Origin of the sequence: Rhodanobacter sp. ANJX3 (assembly GCF_014200755.1) — a bacterium.
Taxonomy (GTDB): domain Bacteria; phylum Pseudomonadota; class Gammaproteobacteria; order Xanthomonadales; family Rhodanobacteraceae; genus Rhodanobacter.
Genome location: NZ_JACHCM010000003.1, coordinates 713108 through 736705 on the forward strand (window position 1 = coordinate 713108; position 23598 = coordinate 736705).

General features: G+C 63.0%; 21 protein-coding genes. 6 read left to right on the forward strand and 15 right to left on the reverse strand.

Going from position 1 to position 23598, the window contains the following annotated elements; all coding sequences use genetic code 11:
- Nucleotides 1-8: 8 nt before the first annotated feature.
- From HDE76_RS11690 to HDE76_RS11700, 3 genes are all read right to left on the reverse strand, one after another.
- Nucleotides 9-1175, reverse strand: a complete 1167-nt coding sequence (locus HDE76_RS11690; protein ID WP_184507657.1) for an ABC transporter permease — start codon at nt 1173-1175, stop codon at nt 9-11.
- A 10-nt stretch (nt 1176-1185) separates the two neighbouring features.
- Complete coding sequence (locus HDE76_RS11695; protein ID WP_179477884.1) at nt 1186-1887, reverse strand: ABC transporter ATP-binding protein; 702 nt, start codon at nt 1885-1887, stop codon at nt 1186-1188.
- A gap of 71 nt (nt 1888-1958) precedes the next feature.
- Complete coding sequence (locus HDE76_RS11700; RefSeq protein WP_184507660.1) at nt 1959-3218, reverse strand: efflux RND transporter periplasmic adaptor subunit; 1260 nt, start codon at nt 3216-3218, stop codon at nt 1959-1961.
- A gap of 271 nt (nt 3219-3489) precedes the next feature.
- On the opposite strand from HDE76_RS11700, the gene HDE76_RS11705 reads away from it, so the two are divergent.
- The 3 genes from HDE76_RS11705 to HDE76_RS11715 all read left to right on the forward strand — a co-directional run bounded on the left by HDE76_RS11705 (nt 3490) and on the right by HDE76_RS11715 (nt 6290).
- A complete protein-coding gene (locus tag HDE76_RS11705) occupies nt 3490-4176 on the forward strand; it encodes a fumarylacetoacetate hydrolase family protein (protein ID WP_184507800.1) in 687 nt (228 codons plus the stop codon).
- Nucleotides 4177-4287: 111 nt separating this feature from the next.
- Nucleotides 4288-4707, forward strand: a complete 420-nt coding sequence (gene mscL / locus HDE76_RS11710; protein WP_343205696.1) for a large-conductance mechanosensitive channel protein MscL — start codon at nt 4288-4290, stop codon at nt 4705-4707.
- 143 nt (nt 4708-4850) lie between these two features.
- A complete protein-coding gene (locus HDE76_RS11715; protein WP_184507663.1) occupies nt 4851-6290 on the forward strand; it encodes a M20/M25/M40 family metallo-hydrolase in 1440 nt (479 codons plus the stop codon).
- A 93-nt stretch (nt 6291-6383) separates the two neighbouring features.
- On the opposite strand, the gene HDE76_RS11720 is transcribed toward HDE76_RS11715, so the two are convergent.
- Nucleotides 6384-6845, reverse strand: a complete 462-nt coding sequence (locus tag HDE76_RS11720; RefSeq protein ID WP_255481553.1) for a MarR family transcriptional regulator — start codon at nt 6843-6845, stop codon at nt 6384-6386.
- A gap of 56 nt (nt 6846-6901) precedes the next feature.
- On the opposite strand from HDE76_RS11720, the gene HDE76_RS11725 reads away from it, so the two are divergent.
- Complete coding sequence (locus HDE76_RS11725) at nt 6902-7423, forward strand: O-acetyl-ADP-ribose deacetylase (protein WP_179477888.1); 522 nt, start codon at nt 6902-6904, stop codon at nt 7421-7423.
- Here the strand turns inward: HDE76_RS11725 and HDE76_RS11730 are convergent.
- The 11 genes from HDE76_RS11730 to HDE76_RS11780 all read right to left on the reverse strand — a co-directional run bounded on the left by HDE76_RS11730 (nt 7410) and on the right by HDE76_RS11780 (nt 19862).
- Nucleotides 7410-9110: a BatD family protein gene (locus HDE76_RS11730; protein WP_179477889.1), complete on the reverse strand. Its 1701-nt coding sequence runs from the start codon at nt 9108-9110 to the stop codon at nt 7410-7412. The two genes, HDE76_RS11725 and HDE76_RS11730, sit on opposite strands and share 14 nt — an antisense overlap.
- A complete protein-coding gene (locus HDE76_RS11735) occupies nt 9110-11119 on the reverse strand; it encodes a tetratricopeptide repeat protein (protein WP_184507666.1) in 2010 nt (669 codons plus the stop codon). Before HDE76_RS11735 ends, HDE76_RS11730 begins: the two co-directional genes overlap by 1 nt.
- Entirely contained in the window at nt 11112-12101 is a 990-nt protein-coding gene (locus HDE76_RS11740; protein WP_179477891.1) for a VWA domain-containing protein, read from the reverse strand. The genes HDE76_RS11735 and HDE76_RS11740 overlap by 8 nt, the downstream gene beginning before the upstream one ends.
- A complete protein-coding gene (locus HDE76_RS11745; protein WP_255457686.1) occupies nt 12098-12649 on the reverse strand; it encodes a DUF4381 domain-containing protein in 552 nt (183 codons plus the stop codon). The genes HDE76_RS11740 and HDE76_RS11745 overlap by 4 nt, the downstream gene beginning before the upstream one ends.
- Nucleotides 12646-13566 carry a DUF58 domain-containing protein gene (locus tag HDE76_RS11750; protein ID WP_184507669.1) on the reverse strand — a complete coding sequence of 307 codons (921 nt, stop codon included), beginning with the start codon at nt 13564-13566 and terminating at the stop codon, nt 12646-12648. Before HDE76_RS11750 ends, HDE76_RS11745 begins: the two co-directional genes overlap by 4 nt.
- Before the next feature lie 8 nt (nt 13567-13574).
- On the reverse strand, nt 13575-14570 hold the full coding sequence (locus HDE76_RS11755; protein ID WP_179477893.1) for a MoxR family ATPase: 996 nt from the start codon (nt 14568-14570) through the stop codon (nt 13575-13577).
- Nucleotides 14571-14743: 173 nt separating this feature from the next.
- Nucleotides 14744-16903, reverse strand: a complete 2160-nt coding sequence (gene pilQ, locus HDE76_RS11760) for a type IV pilus secretin PilQ (protein WP_179477894.1) — start codon at nt 16901-16903, stop codon at nt 14744-14746.
- Between the two features lie 55 nt (nt 16904-16958).
- Nucleotides 16959-17501, reverse strand: coding sequence for a pilus assembly protein PilP (locus HDE76_RS11765; protein ID WP_179477895.1), 543 nt, complete (start codon nt 17499-17501; stop codon nt 16959-16961).
- Complete coding sequence (gene pilO / locus HDE76_RS11770) at nt 17498-18163, reverse strand: type 4a pilus biogenesis protein PilO (protein ID WP_179477896.1); 666 nt, start codon at nt 18161-18163, stop codon at nt 17498-17500. The genes HDE76_RS11765 and pilO overlap by 4 nt, the downstream gene beginning before the upstream one ends.
- Entirely contained in the window at nt 18160-18804 is a 645-nt protein-coding gene (locus HDE76_RS11775) for a PilN domain-containing protein (RefSeq protein WP_179477897.1), read from the reverse strand. The genes pilO and HDE76_RS11775 overlap by 4 nt, the downstream gene beginning before the upstream one ends.
- Nucleotides 18804-19862, reverse strand: coding sequence for a pilus assembly protein PilM (locus HDE76_RS11780; RefSeq protein WP_179477898.1), 1059 nt, complete (start codon nt 19860-19862; stop codon nt 18804-18806). Before HDE76_RS11780 ends, HDE76_RS11775 begins: the two co-directional genes overlap by 1 nt.
- Before the next feature lie 248 nt (nt 19863-20110).
- On the opposite strand from HDE76_RS11780, the gene HDE76_RS11785 reads away from it, so the two are divergent.
- Nucleotides 20111-22639 carry a penicillin-binding protein 1A gene (locus HDE76_RS11785; protein ID WP_179477899.1) on the forward strand — a complete coding sequence of 843 codons (2529 nt, stop codon included), beginning with the start codon at nt 20111-20113 and terminating at the stop codon, nt 22637-22639.
- A gap of 68 nt (nt 22640-22707) precedes the next feature.
- A complete protein-coding gene (locus HDE76_RS11790) occupies nt 22708-23382 on the forward strand; it encodes a hypothetical protein (RefSeq protein WP_179477900.1) in 675 nt (224 codons plus the stop codon).
- The last annotated feature ends 216 nt before the right edge of the window (nt 23383-23598 follow it).

The following is a 23598-nucleotide window of genomic DNA, read 5'->3' on the forward strand; positions in this document are numbered from 1 at the left end:
GTTTCTCCTCAGCGCCCGGCCAGTGCATCGACGATATTCAGACGCATCGCGCGCACGGCCGGCAGTGCACCGACCAGCAGCCCGATCACCACCATCAAGCCGATACCGAGCATCCAGCTATTGGCATTGACCGGCGGAAGATTGAGCGCTCCACCGCTCGCGCCGCCGACCAGCGGCAGCAGCACCGTGGCCAAAGCGAGCCCCAGCACGCCGCCGATCAGCAGCATCAGCACCGACTCGGCCAACACCATGCAGAGCACGCTCTGACTGGAAAAACCGATGGTTTTCAGTACCGCCAATTCCGACGTTCGTTCGCGCACGGCCATCATCATCGTATTGCCCGACAGCAGCATCAACGTGAAGAACACCGCGCCCATGATCGAGCCGACAATCAAGCCGATATCCGCCAACTGTTTGATCCAGTTCGCCGTGGCGGCCTGCTCGGTCTGCGTGCGCGTCTCGTGATCGGAGTTGGCCGAGATCGCATCGATCGCCTTGGCCACACGATCGGCCTGATTCACATCGGTGACCCGAGTCACATACCAGCCCACCGCGCCACGGTTGTACGGCGTGCTGTCATCAAAATATTTCCAATGCAACAAGATGAGCTGGTTGAACATGCCTCCCGCACTCTTGTCCTTCGGATGCAGGATGCCGACGATGTCGAACTGCCAGTTCTTGGTGCCGTCGTGGGTCGGAAAAATGGTCGACTGCAACGGCAGCTTGTCGCCGACTTTCCAGTGATATTTCTGCGCCAGCTGTTCGCCGACGAGCGCCCCGGTACGGGTGTTGTCATAGGCCTTGCGCTGATCCGCGCTGACGTCGATTTCGGGAAACTGATCGATATAGTTCGGGCTGACTGCGAAGCTGAAAATCTGGTTGTGTGGGTCTTGATAGGCGCCGCCAAACCAGTTCGCATAGCTCACGGCCTTGACCCCCGGCACACGGCTGATCGGCAGCTCCAGCGACTGCGGTAGCGTCTGGATAAACGACAGCTTCGAACCGGTTTGCAGCCGCTCCGCCCCATTCGCGCTCTTGCCCGCCTGATCGAACGAGGTACGCACCGCGTCCAGCATGCCGAACAGCAGAAACGCGGTGAGTATCGAAATCAGCGTCAGTATCGTGCGGGTCTTGCGCCGGAACAGCGCGGCCCAGATCAGATGAAGGTATTTCATCGTCGTCTCCTTAGGCCATGGCTGGCGCGACCAGCGTGCCCTTGTCCAGATGCAGGGTATGGCTGGCGTATTCGGCTGCCTTCGGATCGTGCGTGACCATCACGATGGTCTTGCCGTGTTCGCGGTTGAGCTGCTGCAACAGTCCCAGCACGTCTTCGGCCGACTGGCGATCCAGATCGCCGGTCGGCTCGTCGCAAACCAATAGCGTGGGATCGGAAACGATGGCGCGGGCGATGGCGACACGCTGCTGCTGACCGCCGGACAGTTCGCTCGGCTTGTGCGTACCGCGCTCGGCCAGACCGACCAGCTGCAGCGCGATCGCTGCGTTCTTGCGCCGCTGCGCGCCGGACAACTTGGTCAACAGCAGCGGCAGCTCCACGTTGCGATGCGCCGAGAGCATCGGCATCAGGTTGTAGAACTGGAAGACGAAGCCGACGTTCGACGCGCGCCACTTCGCCAGCGCGCCGCCGCCGAGCTGATCGATGCGCTGACCGCCGACGGTGATGCTGCCCGCAGTCGGCGTATCCAGCCCGCCGATCAAGTTGAGCAAGGTGGTCTTGCCGGAGCCCGATGGCCCCATCAGCGCCAGAAAGTCGCCCTCGGCAATGGCCAGGTTGACATGGTGGAGCACCTCGACTTTCTGCTTGCCGCGCTCGTAAACCTTGGCCAGATCCCTGATCTCGATCAAAGTGTTGTCGATCAATGTGCTCATGCTCGTTCTCCCGATGATTGCTGCGTGTCTTTCTGCTGCTGTTCGCGAAAGGCGGCCTGCTCCATAAAAACTTACGGCGATGCCGGTTTGATACGGACGTCCGAACCGTCTTGCAGCTCAGGCGGCGGATCGACCACCACGCTATCGCCCGTGGCCACCTCGGCCGGCAGCAGGCGCAGATCGCCATACGCCTGCACGGCAGGCGTGACCACGCGCTGCTGCACCTTGCCGTGATCGTTGGCTTTGTTGGCGAGAACGAACACCACGCTGCGCCCATTGCGTTGCACGATCGCCGTAGCCGGTACTAGCACGCCTTGCGGCACTTGAGTGGCGACCTGTGGTTTTACGTCGAGAAACGACACCCTCACGCCCATATCGGGCACGATGCGGACGTCCTTGTGCTCCAGCGCCACGCGCACCTTGATCGTCGCCTTGCCGCGATCGGCGGTGGGCACGATAGCGATAACGTGCGCGGGAATTTTCCAGTCGGGGTACGCGTCGAGCACGGCTTCCGCCGGCATGTTCGCTTTGACCTTGCCGATATAGGCCTCGTTGACGTCGACGTCGACTTCCAGCGAATCCATGTCGACGATGGTGCCGATGCCAGTACGAGTGAAGCCACCGCCGGCGGAGAACGGCGAGATGATTTCGCCCACCTGTGCGTCCTTGGTGGTGATCACGCCATCGAACGGCGCACGCACCACGCAGTAGTCGAAATTGACCTGCGCCTCGGTCACCTGGGCATCGGCGGACACTGCCTGACGTTGCTGCGAAACGAGCTGCGAGCGCGTGCTGTCGGCCAACGTGTGCGCCTGCTCGGCCTGCTGGGTCGCCACCAGACCCTGGGCAGCCAGACTCTTCTCACGCTCGGCATCGCGCAGGTTCTGCGCCAGCTGCGCCTGATATTGTGCAACCAGCGCATGCGCTGCGCCGGCAGCGGCTTTCGCTGCATCGAGCGCGGCGCGATAGCCGCTATCGTCCAATCGCGCCAGCACCTGGTCCTTTTTGACCCGGTCACCCTCTTCGATCATGACGTCGGTCAACGTGCCGGTGATCTGCGCCGATACCGTGGCCTGGCGTCGCGCGGTGACGTAGCCGGTCGCCTGCAGCACGGCACCGGCCTCGCTGTCGTTGGCCGGCGACACGGGAACCGCCGTTTGCACGACGATGGCCTGATGACCCAACAGCATCCAGCCAACGCCGCCGAGCAGCGCCAGCACAATGACAGTCGCGGCAAAAATCCACGGCCAGTGGCCCGAACCGTGATGTCCATGGTCCTCGCGCTGGCTGCGATCGATGCGCAGTTCCTTCAATAGATCCGCGTTGCTCACCCTGACTCCCCAGCCCGGCGATGCCGGCCATTTGTTGAGTGCGGGCTGGCTAATACGAGCCCGTTGCATGCAAGATTGACCGATCGCTCCCAGAACGGTCAGAGCGCAGCATCAGCCATCGTCGATGACAGATGTCATGCGGCCGGCGGCGTCCTGCTCTTTTAATCTTTTGAATGTTTCCCCGTCTTGGATTATCCCCCATCTAAGAAGTAGCGCCATGTTGCGCTGCAATCACACGACGGCGTCGATCGGGTTTGTTACCCTTGTCGCTATGAAAACCGTTATTTCCACTCTTGAAACGACCACCCTGCCGGTCATGGGCAGCGATGAGCGCTTTCCCGTTCGCCGCATTTTCTGCATCGGCCGCAATTACGCCGACCATGCCAAGGAAATGGGCTCGACCGTGGACAAGGCGGCGCCGATCTTTTTTTGCAAACCGGCCGATGCCGTGGTCAGCGACGGTGCCGATGTGCCGTATCCGCAAGCCACCGACGACCTGCACCACGAAGTGGAAATGGTGGTGGCGCTCGGCAGCGGCGGCCGCGATCTCAAGCCCGAGCAATCCTCCGCTCTGATCTGGGGTTACGGCGTCGGTCTCGACCTGACCCGGCGCGATCTGCAGGCGCAGGCCAAGGCCAAGGGCAATCCCTGGGATACCGGCAAGGCGTTCGACCATTCCGCGCCGGTTTCCGCTTTGCGTGCGATTGCGGATGTCGTCATGGATGCGAGCACGACGCTGCAGCTGCACGTCAACGGTAGCCGGCGCCAGCACACGACGCTGGGCGAGATGGTGCACAGCGTGCCGGAAATCATCGCGGCGCTATCGGCATTGTTCGAACTGAAGGCCGGTGACCTGATCTTTACCGGCACGCCTGCCGGCGTGGCGGCGCTGCAGCGGGGCGACACGTTCCATGCCGAACTGCAGGGCGTTGCCGAACTCAGTGGACGCGTCGTTTAACGGCGAAACGTCGCGACACGGATACCGTCTGCGGTGGCGCTGCGCTAAAGTCGATCGGTGATATCAAAACAAGGCCTCGCACCGAGGCCGCTAACCCGGGGAGACGCAAACGTGAGCATGCTCAAGGAATTCAAAGAATTCGCCATGCGTGGCAACGTGATCGATCTGGCCGTCGGTGTGGTCATCGGCGCGGCCTTCGGCAAAATCGTGACCTCGCTGGTCGACCAGATCATCATGCCGCTGATTGGCATGGTTACCGGCGGCATCGATTTTTCCGACCTGAAATGGGTACTCAAGCCGGCGGACGCCAGCAACCCCGCGCACAAGGTCGCCGAGGTGGCTGTGCAGTACGGGGCGTTCATCAATACGCTGATCCAGTTTGTGATCATCGCCTTCGCGATCTTCATCGTGGTCAAGGCGATCAACAAGCTGAGCCGTCGCCAGCCCGCCGCACCGGCCGCACCGGCCGCACCGCCAGCTGACGTGGTATTGCTGACGGAAATCCGCGATCTGCTGAAGAACAAGCCGTAGATCGCAGCTATCCGGATGGATCGATGGCCGCGCAACCGCAAGGATGCGCGGCCATTTGCCTTTATGGCAGTTCGTATGACTTTTGGCTCAAGCACGGAAACGCGATGGTCCCATAATCGTGGTTTCCCATCAGGAATCCCGTCATGCGCCGTTTGCCCCTCTCGCTTCTCGCTGCCAGCCTGCTACTTGCCGGTGCCGGCCATGCTCATGCCGCCGACACGCGCATTCCCGACGCGGCCGTAAAAGCGGCCGAACAGCTGCGTGACAAGGCGCTCACCGACGACACCGGCTACAAGATCGTCAGTTCGCTCACCACCGAAGTCGGCCCACGCATTGCCGGTGGCGTCAACGACGAACGCGCGCGCGCCTGGGCGATAGCGAAGTTCAAGGAACTCGGCTACGACAAGGTCTATACCGAAGCGGTGACCTATCCGCTGTGGCAGCGTCGCAGCGAGCACGGCGCCATCGTGGCGCCGTTTCCGCAGCCGCTGGCGCTGACCGCGCTGGGCTTTTCCGCCGGCACGCCGGCGGGCGGCCTCACCGCAGAAGTGGTGAAGTTCGACAGCCTCGACGCGCTGAAGGCAGCCGATCCGGCCAGCGTGAAAGGCAAGATCGTCTACATCGGCTTTCGCATGAGCCGGCAGAAGGATGGGCACGACTACGGCATGGGCTCGGCCATCCGCACCGGCGGCCCGGCCATCGCGTCCGGCAAAGGGGCGGCCGGATTCATCCTGCGCTCGGCCGGCACCGACGAGCACAGCCGCACGCCGCATACCGGCGTCACCCTTTTCAAGGATTCGACCCAGGCGATTCCTGCCGCCGCCCTGTCCAATCCCGATGCCGATCAGCTGGAACGCGTGCTCGCCTACGGCAAACCGGTCAGCGTGCGGCTCGATCTGGACTGCGGCATCACCGGCACATTTACCGGTGCCAACGTGATCGGCGAGATCACCGGGCGCAAGCATCCTAAACAGATCGTCGACATCGGCGGCCACTTGGACTCGTGGGACCTGGGTACTGGCGCGATCGACGACGGTGCCGGCGTGGCCATAGCCATGGCCGCCGGCAAGCTGATCCACGACCTCCCGCAGCGGCCGGATCGCACGGTGCGCGTGATCGCGTTTGCCAATGAGGAAATGGGTTTGTTCGGCGGCCGCGCGTATGCGGACAAACACGCCGACGACGTGGCGAATCACCAACTCGGCACCGAATCGGATTTCGGCTCCGGCCCGGTCTGGCGCATGAGCGCCAGCGTAAAACCCGAGGCCCGCGCCGCGATCGCGCAGATCGCCAGCGTGCTCGCACCGCTCGGCGTGGCCTACGACGAGAAACGCCCGGGTGGCGGCGGTTCCGACCTCTCGCAGATGCACGGCAAGGGCATGGCCGCGCTGTCGCTGACCCAGGACGGCACCATGTACTTCGACTACCACCACAACGCCAACGACACGCTGGACAAGATCGACCCGAAGGAGCTCGCACAAAACGTCGCGGTGTATGCGGCCTATGCCTATATGGCCGCCGAGGCGAAGGGCGATTTCGGCTCCGCACCGGATGCCTTCAAGAACGACGGCGCCGGCGAATAAATCCGCGGAGCATTTGGAAAAAAGAAACGGCCTGCAGGCCGTTTCTTTTGAGATGTCCAACGAGCTTTCTCGTTCAACAATATACCGACCCTTTCAGGACGAGGCAGCAATGCCTGCCTCGTCCTGCTCGAGCGCCAGCAGGTTTTCCTTGATCCGGGCGATCACCGCCAGCGCCTGCTGCAGCTCGTCGATTGAAATGCCGGCGGTGGCATCCTTGCGCAATCCGCGAGCGATGACCTCCATATCGTCGACCACGCTGCGCGCCTGCTCGGTGGTGTGCAGACGCCATGCGCGGCGATCCGCGGGATCGGGCCGACGTTCGACGAAGCCGGCGGCCTGCAATCGATCGATCACGCGGCCGACGGCGATCGGCTCCATTTCCAGAAAGTCGGCCAGTTCGGTTTGCCGCAGTCCTTCGCGCAGGTTCAGCACTTTCACCGCGCGCCACTGCGCGCGGGTAAGACCGAACTTCGACGCGCGCCGATCGAAGTGCTTGCGAACGAGCAAGGTCACGTCGCTCAGCGGGTAGCCAAAGGAGATATCTTCAATCTTCATGAGCTGTTGCCACTCCATCAGAGATCGAAGCATAAGACGCTACCCGAACTGAAGCCATGCCTATCACTACCATCACCGCCGACCTTACCGGGCTGCATGTGGACGCCATCGTCAATGCCGCCGCGCCCGCGTTACTGGGCGGCGGTGGCGTGGATGGCGCGATTCATCGCGCCGCAGGACCGGCCCTGCTGCAGGCCTGCCGCCAGCTGCCGGAAACCCGCCCCGGGGTACGCTGCCCCACCGGCGAGGCGCGCGTCACACCCGGTTTCGAACTGCCTGCGCGTTACGTGATTCACACCGTCGGGCCAATCTGGCGCGGTGGTAACGATGACGAAGCGCTGTTGTTGAGTCGGTGCTATCGCCAATCGCTGCAGCGGCTGCGCGAGTACGGCTTGCGCAGCATTGCGTTTCCGGCAATCAGCTGCGGCGTTTACGGTTACCCTGCCGAACTCGCCGCACCGACCGCCGTCGCCGCACTGCACGAGGAGCTAGCTAACGACGTGTCCATCGACGTGATCCTGTGCTGCTACAGCGATGCGATGCGGGCGACATTCCAGCGCGCACTCAGTGCAGCTTGAATGGGTACAGCGGTGGAAGGTCGCTAACTTCTTCGCCATGGCCATCGACGCGCCAGACGAAGCCGCGTTTGAATACGTCCGCGAGCTTTGTATCGGCCGCCGCCGATGACGGGTTGGCGTAATGCCGCTGCTGCAATCTCGCAATCGCCGCACGCTGCGTTTCGTCGCCGAGCAGCACACGCAAATCGCCGAGGTGCTGGATAGCGGGGCGCTCCGCCCTAGCCCAGGCCAGCAGGCTGCGCACCTGCGCAGTCGTATCGTTGCTGCGGGCCGCGGCGAGAAACGCCTGCTGCCGTTCGCGTGCCGATACATTGAGATGGTCTGCTGCCACGACGGTCGGCGAAGGCTTGCGTCGACCGCCGCGCCACAGCAGCCACACCAGCACGCTGACCAGCCACAGGGCGATGCTGCCGAGCGCAATCCAGCGCCATGGCGCATTCGTTGCCGCCGCTGTCACCGGGGCTGAAGCGATCGCCGAGGCGACAGTCGAAGACTCCGCAGGTTTGGCCGTCTGGATGTCCGAACTACCGGTAGCCGGCAGCACGGTAAAGCTGTGCGCGGGAATCTGCGCAACTTCCATGCGGTCGGTCAACACATTCCACCATTTCAGCGTCGTGGCGGGTATGGTCAGCGTACCGGCGCGATTGGGCACGACGGCGAAAGCCTCCTGCCGCTGGCCGACGATCCACGGACCATCGTTGCGACTCGTCGTCGCAGGCTTGTCCGGATAGACGGTGGCGCCATCCAACGGCGGCAGGCTCAGCGCCGGCAACGTTTCTGCCGGCAGACCGGTCGCCTGCAGATTCATCGTCAGATTCAGCGGCTGGCCGACGCGTACCGGGTTTTGCGCATCAGGCAGGCCATCGAGCGTCAGGCTCAGCTGGCGCGCCGGCAACCAGGCGGTGCCACCCCAGTCCGCCGGCATAGGCCTCACATCGATCGACACCGCCGGCGCGCTGGCCGTCACCGGCTTGCGAGCGCCGAAGAAGCTGTCCGGGTCGGACGGATCCATGGCAACACCCTGAAAATTCAGCGCCGGAATCTCCACATGACCGGCATGCTGAGGGACTACGGCATAACGCCGCTCGAGCACGTGATACTGCCGACCGCCGCGCTCGACCGAATAGTTGGCGTCGTCCCCGATCTTGTTGAACTGCAGGCCGTTGAGCTGCGGCGCCTCGAGCGAGCCGTCGCTGATGCTGGTGGCAAAAAACAACCGCACCACATAGCTCAATTGCTGCCCGACGTAGCCGTGGTTCGGTTCGATCTGCGACTCCATAAAGACGTCGCGATGCGCCGCCGCGGCGTCCGCGGGATTGCCAGCCGTCACCTCAACCTGCAGCGGCGCGGTTTGGCTGCCGGCAACATTGAGCGAAGGAATCTGCAAGATGCCGGCATGCAGCGGACGCAGCACCACACCAAGGATCAACTCCGAGGTGGCTGTACCGTTGACGATGCTGACGCTGCTGTTTTGCGACGTGCCGAGCATGTCGAAATCGTTGCCGAGCACGCTCAAATCGGGCATCGCGATATTGCCCGCGTTACCCTCGATATGCAGGTTCAAGGTCACCGTTTCACCCAGCACCACCGTGCTGCGATCTAGCGTCGCCTGCACCTCGGCGGCATTGGCGAACGACGGGATCAGCAACAGGGCAAGCAGACACCATGCAATAAGTCGTCGATGCATCACGGCTGATCATCCTCGTTCGGCACGCCACCGTGGCGCTGCTCGTATTCCAGCTGAAACTTTCGCCGCAGCAGTGCGCCGGGATCGTCCGGCACCCGCTGTATCGCCTGGCGTAAATCCGCCGGCAACTTGGCGTTCGGATCGTCTTTCGACATCTCGCCCAGCTGATGCGTGGCCGGCGGCCTTTGCTGGTCCTTCGGCTGACCGGTGAGCGCCTGATCCATCTGTTTCTGCAAGGCTTGCTGTGCCTTGTCGGCACTGGCTTTCTGTTCGGCCTGCTGCTGCGGTGTCAGCGGTTTTGGCGACTGATCATTCGTCGACGAATTTTTTCCGGGCTGATCCTGTTTGGACGAATCTTGTTTCGACGGATCGGATGCGTCGGGTTTGGATGGATCTTGCGACGGTGGCTTCTGCGCATCGCCCTGGCCGGTCTGCCCCGGTTTATCCGACGTCTTGCCCGCGTCCGGCGATGGCTTATCGTTCGGCTTTTGCGAAGGATCGGACTTCCCATCCTTACCCTGCTCGCCGGGCTTGGGCTGATCTTTGCCAGCACCACCCTGCTGATTTTTCGAGTTCGAGGAATCCTGTTTCTTTTGGTCCTTGTTTTGCTGGCTTTGTCCTTGCTGTTTTTGATCCTGCGGCTTTTGCTGTTTCAACCAGTCCTGTACCGCCTTTAGATTCGCGGCGGCGTCGGCGTTGGCCGGATTCGCTTTGAGCGCCTGCTTGTACGCGTCGATGGCCTCGTTGTACTGCCCCTGCTTCGCCAGCGCATTGCCGCGGTTATACGCCGCGTTGCTGCCTGGCAGCGTTTGCAAGGTTTTCGCCGCGGCGGCGTAATCCGCGGCGCGATAATCCGCCACGCCACGCCATGCCGGATCGCGCGCGAGCTGCTGCGCCTGCTTGGCCGAACCGCCCTGTCGCAGGGTCTGCGCAGCCTGCTGGTCGGGGCGCTGCCACAGGTCACGCCAGTCGCTCGCGGAGGCGCGACCGGGCAGCAGCGGCAGCAGGATCAGCGGCAGCAGCAGAAGCCAGCCGCGGCGAAACCCGAGCGCGACCACCAGCAGCAGCGGCAGCAAGAGCCAAGGGCCGCGATCCTGCCATTCGTCACCGAGTTGACCGGCCGCCTCGACCGACGGCCCGGCGCGCAGCTCGCTCTTCAAAGTATCGATGTCGGCAGCATCCGTCGTCATCGGCGCGTAGCGTCCGCCGCCGGCTGCTGCCAGCGCAGCGAGTGTGGCATCGTCGCGACGGGCCAGAACAATCTGGTTCTGCTCGTCACGCAAAAAGCCGCCACTCGCCTGCGGTATCGGACCGCCCTGCAAAGTGCCCACGCCGAGCACCGATACGCGCACGCCCACGGCATGGGCCGCACGGGCGGCGGCATCCGCCGACGCGTCGGCCTGATCGGTGATCAGCACCAGCGAACCGCCCGATACGTTGGCATCGTGAATCAACGCCGCACCGCGCTGAATCGCCGCCGCCGCGTTGTCGCCATCCACCGGCATGGTATCCGGACTCATCGCATTGAGCAGATCGCTGAGGCTGTCCGCGTCGGAGGTCAACGGCGCGATCACGAACGCTTCGCCGGCGTAACCGATCAGCGCGTTCAGCCCATCGCGGTTGCGTGCCAGCAGGTCGTGCGCCTTGTAACGCGCGCGATCCAACCGGCTTGGCGTGACGTCACGCGAGAGCATGTGCTGCGACAGCGATATCGCCACCACCTGCGCCGCGCGATTGGCGTACAGCGGCTGAGCTATGCGATGCCAGGTCGGGCCGGCCAACGCCAGCGCACACAACGTCCAGCCCAAAGCGAACAATCCCGACGGCGCATAGCGGTTGACCGCATGACCGCGCAGCAGATGCGGCAACAGCTCGGCATCGACCAGCCGCGACAGCTCGGCCGGCACCGAGCTGCGCCGCACGCCCCACCAGAACAGCAGCGGCAAGGCGGCCAGCGCGATCAGCCAGAGTGGCCGCAGAAAATGAAACTGATACAGCGCCTCAGTCATGCGTGCGGCCTCGCATGTCGCCGAATTGACGAGGCACGATGGCGATCAGCAACAGCGCAATCGCCGCGCCGAGTGGCCAGCGAAACAGCTCGCGTTTGGGCCGCAGCGTCGGACCGTGCTGCGGCATCGGCTCCAGCGCATCGATAGCGCGATATGCGTCGGCGAGCGCACGGCTGTCGGTAGCGCGAAAGAAACGCCCACCGGTTTCCGTGGCAATGCTTGTCAGCATGTCGGCGTCCAGATCGGCCGAGGGATTGACCATCTGACTGCCGAAAAATCCCTGCACACGCATCTGATCGGCGCCGATGCCGATGGTGTAAATACGCACGCCCGCCGCCTTGGCCGCGCGCGCCGCTTCACGTGGTGCGATGCTACCGGCATTATTGACGCCGTCGGTGAGCAGTACGAGCACGCGCGCCTGCTGTGGCAGAGCCGACAGGCGTTTCACAGCGACGGCAATCGCATCGCCAATCGCCGTTTCGGTACCGGCAATGCCCACCGTCGCCCCTTCCAGCTGCGCACGCACGGCGGACAAGTCAAACGTCAGTGGCGTGACCAGAAACGCCTGCGTACCGAACAGGATCAGACCCATTTCATCGCCGCGACGGCGGCTGATGAAGTCACCGGCAATCGCCTCCACCGCGCCGAAGCGGCTGACCGGCTGGCCGGCCAGATTCATATCCTCAGTGCGCATGCTGCCGGACAGATCCAGCGCCAACATCAGTGCACGCCCGCTGTGCTGCTGCGCTTCCGGCGGACCGATCCACTGCGGCCTCGCGGCCGCCGCGAGCAGGCACAGCCAGCCCAGCCCCAGCACCCACGGGCCGGCGCCACGCGCCGGTCGACCGTTCACCTTTGCCAGCCGCATACCCGGCTGCGGCAGGTGCAGCGCCTGCCCTGGCTCTACCGGCCGCAACCAGCGCCACAGCAACCACGGCAGCGGCAGCAGCACGACGATCCACGGCCACGCAAAAGTCGTCATGCGCGCGCCCCTCTCCCGCTTTGTGTTTTTGCGTCGCGCTTCCACTTGCCCGATTGCAATGCCAGCCGCAACCACTGCCGAACCGCTTTGGATGCTGCAGCCTGATCAAACGACGAAGGCGCTCGATATATCACCTGTTCCAGCGCCATCAGCAGATCCAGCGTCGTGGCATCGACCGGCACGCGCGACAGCGTTGCTCGCCACGCTTGTCCACGCTGCTGCGCGGCCAGCGCGTCGTGTCGACGCGCTACGCGCCGCAGCAGCTGGTGCATGCCGCTGGCCAGGGTGGAGTGATTCCCATCGTTCGCGTACTGTTGCTCTAACGCGTCAAGCTCGGCCAGCACGCGCTCGCGCTGACGGCCCTGTTTGCGGTGCCGGCGCCATATCCACGCACTGATCGAAACGGCGGTCACCACCAGCGCGGCGAGAACCCACCAACCGGGCGCCGGAGGCCACCACGAGGGATCAGGCGGCAGGTGGATATCCCGCAGAACCGGTCCTTGCGCGGCCGGAGCACTGGACGACGCAGAGGGCTGGCTTTGCATCATGCGGACCTCCGCGCGCCAAGCACGCCGACCACCGCATCGAACGGATCGGCAACGGTGTCGATCGTGCTGCACCGCAGGCCCAGCGACTTCGCCAGCTCACCGAGTTGCGCAGGCCCTGCACCGATGGCACGCTGAAAGTCACGGCGCTGGCGTTCGGATTGCAGCACCACTTCCTCGCGCTCCCCGCCATGCTCGAGCGGATAGCGGCCCGCTGGCACCAGCGCCAGTTCCAGCGCGTCGGCAACGACCAGCACGCCCACTGCAGCATGCCGGCTGAGATCGAGAAGCCGTTGCCGCGCCGAGGCCTCTGCACAAAAACCGTCGCTGATCAGCAACACCCGGCTGGCGCCGTGCTGCAGGCGATTGACGCGCGTCAGCGCATCGACGAGCGACTCGGTGCGTTCGGCCGGCCGGCGAGCATCCCATTCGGCGAGCGCGCCACACACGGAAAGCGCGCCGCGAGAGCCGGCGATCGGGCGCAGCAGCGAATCGATCTGGCCAAACGCCATCACGCCGGAGCGCTCACCGGCGCGGGCGGCATACCACGCGGCACAGGCGGCAACTCTAGCCGCCTGCACGGATTTGAAACGCACGCGTGTGCCGAAACGCATGCTGACATGCGTATCGACAAGAATCAGCAGCGAACCTTCGCGATCTTCCTGAAAGAGTTTGGTGTGCAGCTTGCCGCTGCGCGCGGTCAACCGCCAATCCAGCCGGCGAACATCGTCGCCAGCCTGATACACGCGCGATTCGGCATAATCCATACCGCGGCCGTATAGACGGCTGGACTGGTGGCCACTGCGTGCCGCCCGGCTGACCAACGGCGCGAGTTTGGCTCGCCCGACCCGGGTGCGCAGCGCGATCAACTCAGCCAGCGACACTTGAGTACGACCATCGCCATCGCCTGATTGCGACATCAAGACGCTCACGGCAGCGGCACGAGATCCAGCAGGCGATCGATCACGCGATCCGGGCGCACGCCTTCGGCTTCCGCTTCGTAACTGAGCAAAACACGATGGCGCAGCACTTCGCGCGCGATGCCGTGCACGTCTTCGGGGAGAACATAGTCGCGACCGGCCAGCCACGCCCGCGCACGCGAGCAGCGATCCAGCGCGATGGTGGCGCGCGGGCTGCCACCCCAGGCAATCCAGCGCTTCAACTCCGGCCCGTAACGACCCGCGTCACGCGTGGCCAGCACCAGTTGGGTCAGGTATTCCTCCAGCGCCGGCGCCATATGCACCGCCATGGCCGCTTCGCGCGCCGCGAAAACATCCGCCTGGCTCATCAGCGCCGGCGAAACCGCTTTTGTCTGACCGCGTCGACTGGCCTGTTCGCGTGCGAGGCGCAAGATGGCCAACTCGGAAGCTGCATCCGGATAGCCGATGGTCACATGCATGAGAAACCGATCGAGCTGCGCTTCGGGCAAGGCAAACGTGCCTTCCTGCTCGATCGGATTCTGGGTCGCCATAACCATGAAGAGTTCCGGCAAATGCCACGTGCTTCGCCCCACCGTAATCTGCTGCTCGGCCATCGCCTCGAGCAGCGCCGACTGCACCTTGGCTGGCGCCCGATTGATCTCGTCGGCCAGAACAATGTTATGAAACAGCGGCCCGCGCTCGAATTCGAACGCGCCGCTCTGCGGGCGAAACACGTCGGTTCCGGTCAGATCCGCGGGCAAAAGGTCCGGCGTGAACTGCACTCGATGGAAATCGGCCTCGATTCGCGCCGCCAGCGCCTTCACCGCCGTAGTCTTCGCCAGGCCAGGAGCGCCCTCGACCAGCAAATGCCCGTCGGCCAGCAGGGCCACGAGCAGACAGTCGATCAAATGCGGCTGTCCGATGATGTCGCGCTGCAGATCCTGGCGAAGCAGCGAAAACGACTGCTGCAGGCGATTTATTGACGATGTTTCAGCGGTATCCATGATCATTCCGGTTGCTCGACAAACCCGGCTGCCAGTCGATACAAGCTATCGACGCGATGGCAGACGGTGGCTCTCAGACAATCAAGCTCGCCGTAAGTTTAGTCGACAGGAAAAAATAGACGCAAAAAAAGAGGCGGCCCGAGCCGCCTCTTCTGATTGATTGCTTGAATACCCTACTGCAACGTTTCGCTGAGGATGCGCGGTGTGACGAAGATCAGCAGTTCTGCCTTGGTATTGGTACGATCGGTATTTCGGAACAAGACGCCAATTCCAGGAATATCGCCCAAGCCCGGCACCTTCGTCACCGTATTGGAATTATTGATTTCGTATATGCCGCCAAGCACAACAGTCTGACCGTTGTCGACCAGGGCGGAAGTGTTCACCGAGCTGGTATTGATGGTCGGCACTTGGCCGCTACCAGGCACGGTGATGTAGCCAGCAAGCGCATCCTTGGTCACGTTGATCAGCAAATAGATGCGATTGTCTGCGGTAATCGTCGGAGTAACTTTCAACTCCAAAACCGCATCCTTGAAAGCCACCGTTGCAGTACCGCTAGCGCCGCCGCCGACGGAATTCTGATAGGTCACGTAGCCAATCTCCTGACCCTGGCGGATCACAGCCTCTTGCTGGTTTGCAGTGATCACGCGTGGGCTGGAAATCACTTCACTGCGGCCTTCGGTCTGCGCTGCCTGTAGTTCCAGATCAAGTGCAAAATTCTTTCCAATGATTCCAATACCAAGGCTACCGGCAGGATTGGATAGAGGAAGGTTTACGTTGAGCCCGTTTGTGGTGTAAGTGGTACCTGGAGCACTATTGAAATCCTGACCACTGCTGGTGGTTGGAATGCCTCCGCCAACGATCACCTGTTTATTTCCCACCTGGCGTGAGCCAGTGATACCGAATTGAGCACCTAGATCGCGAGTAAAGCTATCGTTCGCAACGACAAGACGCGATTCGATCAATACCTGCTGTACAGGCTTGTCCAAGACGGCAATCAGATCGCGTAGCTGCTTGATCTTTTCGGGCGTGTCATTCAACAAAAGCGTGTTGGTGCGGACATCAAAAGCCACGCTGCCACGGGGTGACAGAAAGCCGTGCTGCGCGTTGGTACTGGTGCCGCCACCCGTTGACTGAAGACTACCGGTAGTCAGCAACTTGGCAATATCTGAGGCCTTGCCATAGCTGATGGGCACATAATCGGTAATCAGTTCAGCCGTATCCTGCGCTTTCAGCTTCGCGTCGGCGATATCCTGCTCGTACTTCGCCAGTTCGGCCTGCGGCGCAATCCACACCACGTTGCCGTCGCGACGCTTGTCCAGGCTCTTGGCGCGCAGGATCACGTCCAACGCTTGATCCCATGGCACGTTGTCCAGCCGCAGCGTGACGCCGCCGGTGACGCTGTCGGAAGCGACCAGATTGAGGCCGGATTCGTCGGCGATCAGCTGAAGCGCGGAACGCACCGGAATGTCCTGGAAATTGAACGTGGCGCGCTTGCCGCTGTAGACCGGCAGCTGTTGACCGTCCTTGGTGAGGCGCTCGGCTTTGTCGTCCGATTTCTTGGCCGATACTTCGACGACGTACTGATCGGGCGTCTGATAGCCCGACGTGTCCACACTGCCCTTGACGGCAATCTCGATATGCGCACCGCCACCCATGCCAACCTTGGTGACGATGGACTGCACCGGCGTGGCAAAGTCCAGCGTATCCAGGCGCTGCGCAAGATTCGGTGGCAGGTTAGCGTGATCGATATTGACGGTGATCAGGTCGCCCTTGTGCGTCATCTGGGCATTCGCACCGCTACCGCTGAAGCTGATCAGCACGCGGCCCTCGCCGTTCGGACCGCGACGGAAATCGATATTGGAAATGGCCGGGCCATTCATCGACGACGGCAGCGCCTTCGACGGATCGATCGTCGCGACCGTGGTCACCGACTGGTCGGCCGTGCCGTTGTTGATGGTCAACAGCAGGCTGTGGCCTTCGACGCGCGAGCGATAGGTGGACTCGCGCATCAGTTCGACCACCACGCGGGTGCGGCCACCGGCGGTAACGGCCGAGACGCCGGCGGTGGAGCCTTGACCGATGGTGATGTGCCGCGCCGAAGCATTGTCGGTATCGGCAAAATCCACCGCGATGCGCGGCGGGGTGCCCGTAGTGAAGATCTTCGGTTGCGGAACAGGGCCGTTGCCGAAATCCATTTTCAGCTCGACATTGCCGCCGGGCCGCGTTTCGTAGCTGATGTTTTTCAGCGTGGTGCCGGCGGCAGAGGCAGCGCCGGTCCAACTGGCGCCGGCGAGCAGCAAGCCCATCAGGATGTAGTGACTTGCATGGCGCATGACACGGCCCCGGAAAGATTGGATTGGATTGGTCATTGCATCAGCCCCTGTGTTCCTATTGCCCGGCAAGGGCGATGCTGGCGGGACGTTCCATCCAGCCACCATTACCGTTAGATACCAGCTCGACCAGATCGATATGGTCATCGCTGATTGCGATGACGTGTCCATAGTTCTGGCCCATGTATTCGCCCTTGTGGATACGGTGGATCACGCCACCAGGATCCTTGATCAGCACCTCGGTGCCGGCACCTGTGCCGACGGTACCGACCATCTTCAAGCTATCCAGCGAGAACATCTCCAGCGGTTCTTTGGCGCGATTGGCATCCGGCCGCGGACCGCTGTTGGCCGTGCTGGGTTCGCTTTCGGCCAGGCTCGGACTGAACGGGTCGCGCTTGTCCTGATCGTCGTACTTGAACGATTCGAAGGTCTTGATGACCGGCAGCGGCGTGATTGGCGCACCTTTCTTGGCCTTCTCCTGCGCGATCCAGTCGCGCAGATCGGACGTGCCGCGGGTGCAGCCGCTGACGACCAGGGCAATGCCCAGCATCAGCAGAATATGCGCCGTCCGGGTCGAGTTGAGGGCAGCGAACTTTTTCATTTCTGTGCTCCCGGCGGGGTACTGCCTGAAGCCTTGATGGTGGTGGAGCTCTCTTCGTCGTCAAGATAGCGATAAGTTTTCACCGTGCCCTGCAGCACCAGCTGGCCGTCGCCCGCGGCACCCGCCTTGCCCGCGTTCTTCGGCGTCAGCGACACATCATGCAGAGTCAGAATTACCACGCGCGGCAGCGAAGCCACACCGCTGATGAAGGCGCCGAACTGATGATAGGTGCCGGTCATGCGCAGGGTGATGGGCTTTTCCGCGTAGAAGTCTTTCGGTGTTTCCGGACCCGGCTGAAACAGCTCGTTCACCAGGCCAGCGCTCTGCGCGGTCTGCGAGATATCGACCAGCAGTTCGGGCATTTCGGTCTTGCCGGGCAGCTGGCGCAGCAGCTGACGCAACATGTCCTGCATTTCGTCGAGCTGCTGCTGCAGCGCCTCGAGATTGACCGCCTTGGCCTGCTTGGTCGAGAACTCCTGCTTCAGCGCGTCTTCCTTGGCGGCCAGCGTGGTGAGGCTGTCCTGCTGATCGCCGATGAAGAAATACCACCCGATCAGCACGATGACGGCAAACAGCAGCCCGGTGAAAAACAACTTGACCGACTGCGGCCAGCCGCCGACGTTGTTGCGGTCGAGATTGCGCAGGTCATTGAAGAAACTCATGGCTTCGCTCCCGCCTGCGCCGGTGTACTGGCAGGCTTGGCCGGCGTTGCCGCGGTGCTCGCACCAGCAGGAGCGCCGGAATCGGCCACCTGATCGGCCTTGGGACGGCTGAGCGCGATATCCAGGCCGAACGTGTAAGGCATGCGCGTGGCCTCCGCACTTTTCTCGGTCTTGCGCAGCTCGGTATGACCGAGCCATGGCGAGGCCTCGATGTTTTTCATGTACTCGGCGACGCTGGCGTTGGACTGCGATACGCCGTCGAGCGACATCGACTGCCCATCCTGCTTGACGCCAGTCAGGCGCGCGCTCGAGGGAATGGTTTTGACCAGCTCGTCGAACAGGTGAACCATCTGCGAACGATCGGCCTGCAGCTGTTCGATGATCTGCTTGCGCGCCAAAAGATGATCGCGCACTTTTTCCAGATCCTTGATCTTGGTGATCCGCACATCGATCTGGGTGATTTCGTTCTGCAGCATGGTATTGCGTTCGTTCTGGTTGTCGATGCGCTCGCCCATCCAGAAGCCCCAGAGCAGCAGAAAGACGACGGCCGCGGCAAATGCGACGCCCAGCTGGATATAGAACTCGCGTTCGCGCTGTTTGCGTCGCGCAGCGCGATGCGGGAGTAGGTTGACGTGTGCCATCAGTCGAAGCTCCTCAGCGCGAGACCGACCGCAATCATCAAGGCCGGCGCATCCTGAGCCAGCGACTGCGCCTGCACGCGCGGTGACAGCGACATGCGCGCCAGCGGATTGGCGACGATACACGGCACGCCAAGCTGTTCTTCCAGCATGGCGCCCAAGCCTTCGATCGAGGCACAGCCACCGGCCAGCACCACCTGATCGACCTTGCTGTATTCGCTGCCGGCAAAGAAGAACTGCAACAGGCGGCTGATCTGCTGAGTCAGCGACTGCTTGAACGGCTCCAACGCCTCGCTTTCGTAGGACTCCGGCAGGCCGCCCTTGCGCTTGGCGCGGCCGGCTTCCTCGTAGGACAGGCCGAAGCGACGCATGATCTCGTCGGTCAGCTGTTTGCCGCCGAAGACCTGCTCGCGCGAATAGATGGTGCGCTGGTTGCGCAGAACCGAGAGCGTCGTCATGGTGGCGCCGATGTCCACTACCGCCACTAATGCATCGCGACCGACGCTGAGCTGGTCGGCGACCATGGCGAAGGCGTTTTCCATCGCGAAGGCCTCGACGTCGATCACGCCGGCGGTCAGACCGCCCAACTCGAGCGCCGCCACGCGCATGTCGACGTTCTCGGTGCGCGACGCGGCCAGCAGCACGTTGTTCATATCGGGGTTGTCGCGTACCGGGCCGACCACCTCGTAATCGAGGCTGACTTCCTCGATCGGATAGGGAATGTACTGGTTGGCTTCGATCTGGATCTGACCTTCGAGGTCGTCCTCGGACAGATCGCTGGCCATCGGAATGATGCGGGTAATCACCGCCGAGCCAGCCACGGCGGCCGACCCGAACTTGAGTTTGGAGCCGGAGCGGGCCAGCGCGCGGCGGATGGCGTCGCCTACCGCCTCGACCTCGACGATGTTCTTTTCAACGACGGCATTGGGAGGCAGAGGCTCGACGGCGTAGTGTTCCACGCGAAAACGCCCGCCCGCCTGACTGAGCTGCAGCAGCTTGACGGCGGTCGAGCTGATGTCGACACCAATCAGTGCCGGCTTCTTGGGTGTAAAAAGCCCCACGGTGTTTCCCCCTGACCCTGGCGCCCCTGACCAGAAACCTGGAGGGATGCGCAATGGCATTAAATCGAAAAATTAACGCAATGGCAACGGTCTACGTGAACTTTCTCAACTAATTGTCGTGATGTCCACCACAATGGCGGGATGGGGCTATCCGGGACGAACCCCGCCGGGTCCGAGCCCTGCGCGTCCAGACAATACCGCTACATCTATACTCTGGCACGTTTTGACTTAGGTCTCGCCATCCGACCATGCGAATTCTGAAGCGATTGTTGCGCTGGGCACTGATCCTGGCTTTTTCCGGCCTGCTGCTTGCCGTCCTCGCCGTGGGCGTGGCCTATTGGCTGATCGCGCCGCGGTTGCCGGCGGTGGCGGTGCTGAAGGATTACCACATGCAGGTGCCGCTGCGCGTGCTAAGCGCCGACGGCAAGCTGATCGCCAGCTTCGGCGAGACGCGACGCATCCCGGTCGCCATCGCCGATGTGCCGGACCAGCTCAAGCACGCCGTGCTGTCGGCCGAGGATGCGGATTTTTACCATCATCCCGGCGTGGACTGGCACGGCCTGGCCCGCGCCGGCTGGCACGTGATCGCCACCGGCGGTGACAAGGGCCCGGGCGGCTCGACCATCACCCAACAGGTGGCGCGCAATATCTTTCTGAGCCCCGAAAAGCTGTATTCGCGCAAGCTGACCGAGATTTTCATCGCGCTGCGTATCGAGCATGAGCTGACCAAGGATCAAATCCTCGAGCTGTACCTCAACAAGATGTTTCTCGGCCATCGCGCCTACGGCGTGGCCGCTGCCGCCGAGTACTACTATGGCAAGACGCTGGATCAGCTGACCGTCGCAGAGTGCGCCCTGCTCGCTTCGACCTTTCAGCTGCCTTCCGTGGTCAACCCCATCAACAGCCCCGCCCGTGGCATTGCCCGACGCAACTGGGTGCTGGGTGAGATGCTCAAGCACGGCTACATAACGCAGCCAGTTTACGAGCAGGCCATCAACGAACCGAATCACGCCTTTCCGCACGAGCAGACCATCGAGGTCGACGCGCCCTACCTCGCCGAAATGGTGCGCCGACAGGCGCTTGACCGGCTCGGCAACGAGGCGCTGACCGAAGGTTACGTGGTCAAAACGACCCTGCAAAGCGATCGCCAAAAGGCGGCTGTGGACGCGCTGCGCGATGGACTGAGCATCTACGACCATCGCCACGGCTGGCGCGGACCCGAGGCGCACCAGGATCTGGCCGCCGATGCCGGCCAGGCCGATTACGACCGTGTGCTGTCCAGTTACTTCAGCATCTCCGGCATGCAGCCGGGCCTGGTCACCGCCGCGGACGCGACCGAAGCGACCGTGTATCTAGCCGACCACCAGAACGTCAAACTCGATCTGGCCGCGATGAGCTGGGCTCGCCCACACATTGACGACGATCGCGTCGGCGCGGCGCCCACCACCGTCAGCAAGGTGCTCAAGCGCGGCGACGTGATCCGCCTGTCGCGCAATGACAAGGGCGAATGGCAGTTGGACCAGATTCCCCGCGCGCAGGCCGCATTGACCTCGATCAGTCCGGAAGATGGTGCCATTCGTGCGCTGGTCGGCGGCTTCAACTTTTCGCTGAGCAAATTCAACCGCGCAGTGATGGCAGCGCGCCAGCCGGGCTCCAGCTTCAAGCCCTATTTCTACTCTGCCGCCTTCGAACGTGGCTTCACCCCGTCCTCGATCATCAACGACGCACCGCTGGCGTTGCCCGATCCCTCTCGCCCCGGCGGCATCTGGACGCCGTCCAACGACGACGGCAAGTTTGCCGGCCCGATGCGCCTGCGCGAGGCGCTGGTGCAGTCCAAGAACCTCGTTTCCGTGCGCCTGCTGGACGCCATCGGCGTGCGCTATGCGCGCGACTACGTGACCCGCTTCGGCTTCCCGCTCGACGCGATTCCACCCAATCTGTCGATGGCCCTGGGTACGGCCTCGGTGTCGCCAATGAGCATGGCGCGCGGCTATGCCGTGTTCGCCAACGGCGGTTATCTGGTCACGCCCTACTTCATCAGCGAAATCGACGACCGCAGCGGCAAACCGGTGTACCTGGCCAATCCGGCCCGCGCCTGCGGCGGCTGCCAGGAACGCCTGCTCGACACCAGCCCGCCCGGACCGCCGCCGGCCGACATGCTCAAGACGCCGGCCAACGATGTTCCCGTGGCGACCAGCGCAGCGCCCGCCTCGGGCAGCAGCGTGGACGGCGTGGGCATCGCCGTGCTGCCGGCCGACGTACACAACCAGAACGCGCACCCGCCGGTGCTGGCACCGCATGTCATCGACATCCGCAATGACTATCTGCTTACCTCGCTGATGAAGGACGTGATCCTGCGCGGCACCGGCTCGGCGGCCAGATCGCTCAACCGCACCGATCTAGCCGGCAAGACCGGCTCCACCAACGATCACCGCGACGCCTGGTTCGTCGGCTTCAACGGCGACCTTTCCACGGCGGTATGGGTGGGCTTCGACGATTACGCCTCGTTGGGCCACGGCGAATTCGGCGCCAAGGCCGCGCTGCCGATCTGGATGGACTACATGGGCGAGGTGCTCAAAGGCCTGCCGATGAACACGTTGCCAATGCCGCCAGGGATCAGTACGGTATTCATCAACCGCGACAGCGGCTTGCCGACCACGCCGGACGACCCCAACGGCATGAACGAGATTTTCAAGGTGGAGGATGTCGACCGCCTGCGCACGCAGGCCACACAGCAGAAAGAAGAGGACCAGCAGCACGCCTACGATATTTTCTAAATCGCCATGCTGCCTGCGCCATGCCATCGGCGCCGAGCGGCAGGCCATCCAACGATGAGGAGCGTGTCATGTCCCGAGGCGAACACCACCGCATCCACGCGCACGACCGGCTGCAGCGCACCCGTCTGCGCATAGCCCAGGAAGCCGCTCGCCTGATGAGCGAGCACGGCATCCGCGATTTTCACCACGCCAAACTCAAAGCAGCCGAACGGCTCGGCATTCTCGATACCCAGGCACTACCGCGCAATCTGGAAATCGAGGAAGCGTTGCGCGAACACCAGCGGCTGTTTCTGGGCGATAGCCAGCCCAAATCGCTGCGGCAACGCCGCGAGGCGGCGGTGGAAGCCATGCGCTTTCTCTCCGCCTTCGAACCACGCCTTGTCGGTGCCGTGCTCGAAGGCACGGCCGACACCCATTCGGCCGTCTGCCTGCACGTTTTCAGCGACGATCCCGAGGCCGTAGGCCGCTATCTGTTCGACAACGGCGTGCCGATCGAAACCCAGACGCGCCGGCTGCGCACCACGCGCGAGGAGCAGTCGGAATTTCCCGTGCTGCTGTTTGCCGCCGACGAGCTGCCGTTCGATCTGACGGTACTGCCCCGCGACTCGCTGCGGCAGGCGCCGCTGGACCGCCGCGCCGACGACACGCCGATGCGGCGCGCCACGCTAACGCAGGTCGAGATGCTGCTGGCGGAAAACGACGACGATGCATTCGAGCAGCGGCTTTCTGCTGCCCTGCGTTGAGCCGCTGAACCGGCTGCCTATCGAAGAAACCCATCAACTGGAAAGCGGCATAAAAAAGCCCGGGCGAACCCGTAATGCTGTTCACTTAAGCGGAGCAGCCTTTCGATTCACGGGGTAGCGCGTCTTGGATATTTTGACGGACCTCGGCGTGGAAGGCCGAGGTCGTCTATCCAGAAACAGGTTGCCGATTCCGGCCCTGAGTTCAGCCAGTCGCGC